Genomic DNA, 1,913 nt, shown 5'->3' with positions numbered 1-1,913 from the left:
TTGTCCCCTATACCTTTCTTTGTCATATTCTATCTCTCTTTATTCATCGCTACATTAATTGAGGCTTTCCGTTTCTCGACAATAGTAATGCATATCTACTATTCAAATATTAAACATGCTGCAGAGGAAGTACAAAAAAAGGAAGACACAGAGCAAAAACTGATGGAACTGTTAGTACGAATTGAAGCAAAGATGGTAGGCACCACAGACCCCCCTGCCCCAGATTCAAAAGAGTATATGGAGAGCTTGCGTAAAAAATTAGATGAAAATATGAAAGACGAAAGCAAGCAAGGAAAAAACTAAGTATAGGAGGATTTTTTAATGGAAGAGATATATTTTCCCTTCTTTTCATTTAGAGGTGAAAGAATAGATCAAATTTGGCGAGAGGGAATAATAGTATTAGACACAAATACACTTTTAAATACTTATAAATTGGATAATGAGGCTAGAAATCAATTTTTTGAGTCTTTAAAGTATGAGCAGATCAACGTAAGACTAGTGATGATTCACCAAGTTGGATGGGAATTTTTACGAAACAGAAAGTCTACAATTGATGATTCATTAAAAGCCTTAATTAATTCTAAAAATCTGATGAAAAATCAAATAGAATCATTAAATGCAGTGAGCAAAAACTCAGGTTTAAAATATCATCAAGAGTTTCTCACTCAGGTTCAACAGGATATTGAAACGTTTAAAGAGCAAACTGTTAATAAAATACAAGAATACATAAACGAAAACCAACAGAACCGAAGTATTTTTTACGATGGAAACAAACTCAAGGATAGTGACCCTGTGTTGGATGAAATTAAAGAGATATACGATGGTAAATTCTCGGAAAGTATCCAGCACGATGAATTGATTTCTCTTTATCAGCAAGGTGAGGTTCGCTTTTCCTTTAAGATTCCTCCTGGTTTCGAGGATGTAGTTAAAGGAGATTTTAGAAGCTTCGGAGATTACATAGTATGGGAGGAAATGATTAAGTTATCTCAAACTAGAAGTGTACCAGTTATATTTGTAACCGAGGATCATAAGAACGATTGGTGGGTACATGATGAAAAGACGCATACTAAATCCCCTTTACCTGATTTGCTTAGAGAATTTAAGATGAGAACAGGCCAATATACTTACTTTTATAGTTATAAAGACTTTATAGAACAAGCTAAGTCGAGGTACTCTGACTTACCAGAAACGGACAGAGCAACTATGCAAATGGATTTAGCAACCCAAGAAAATGAAGATAACGAATTAGAGAATATACCTCAAATTGAAAGAATTGGTGCTCTACGTGATGGATTTTCTGACAGGAGATTTGCCACGGCCATTTTATTGCCATCCCTTTATAAACAGGCCCTGGCAAAATTAAAACAGTTAAAAGTACATAGCAGTGTGTCAGCTTATGCACACAGAGTAACTTTAGAATCGATCATGGATAGTGATACGGACTTTAGGGGGAAAATTCTTGAGCTGAAAAACATGATTAATAATATAGAGAATGCTATTGAATCCTATGAAAACTAGGTGAGAAATATTAACTTCTTATGTAGGCTCTAATAGTAATTAATACTCTAATTAGTACACTGACTTGTCAGGAGAAGCATCCGTCTTATACGGATGCTTTTTTAGTTTTACAGGGGAGAACAAGTTTTTGCTGTTTTTAAAAAAATTAAAACAGCATGTCCTAATTTCTTTCAAACTGCAAGTATTCCGGTGAGGTTAGAAAAATATTGAAAGGGTGATAAAAAATCTTAAAGTAGGGTGTCCTAATTATTGTAGAAACTGCAAGTATCCCGGTGAGAACAAAAATAAAGAAATACAGGAGGAAAGATGATGAAAAATACGAGATTGAAGTTTGAAGAACCATCTATTCAAAACGAAAAACAAATGAATCTGGAAGGGGAAAGATCGGAAGAGCA

2 protein-coding genes are annotated in these 1,913 nt (G+C 34.2%); both read left to right on the top strand.

What is annotated here, in order from left to right; genetic code table 11:
- A partial coding sequence (locus WQ57_RS26925; protein ID WP_162200621.1) for a hypothetical protein occupies positions 1-303 on the top strand: 303 nt, incomplete at its 5' end.
- Between the two features lie 18 nt (positions 304-321).
- A complete protein-coding gene (locus WQ57_RS22415) occupies positions 322-1,518 on the top strand; it encodes a PIN-like domain-containing protein (RefSeq protein ID WP_046522063.1) in 1,197 nt (398 codons plus the stop codon).
- Positions 1,519-1,913: the final 395 nt, after the last annotated feature.

The organism is Mesobacillus campisalis (genome assembly GCF_000986785.1).
In the GTDB taxonomy this organism is placed as follows: Bacteria; Bacillota; Bacilli; order Bacillales; family Cytobacillaceae; genus Mesobacillus_B; species Mesobacillus_B campisalis.
Note: the sequence above shows the minus strand (reverse complement) of the source record. Positions and strands in the feature narration are given on the sequence as shown.

What these genes read in the sequence shown, in the direction of transcription:
- WQ57_RS22415 (WP_046522063.1), top strand. Translation starts at nt 322, where the DNA reads ATGGAAGAGATATATTTTCCCTTCTTTTCATTTAGAGGTGAAAGAATA.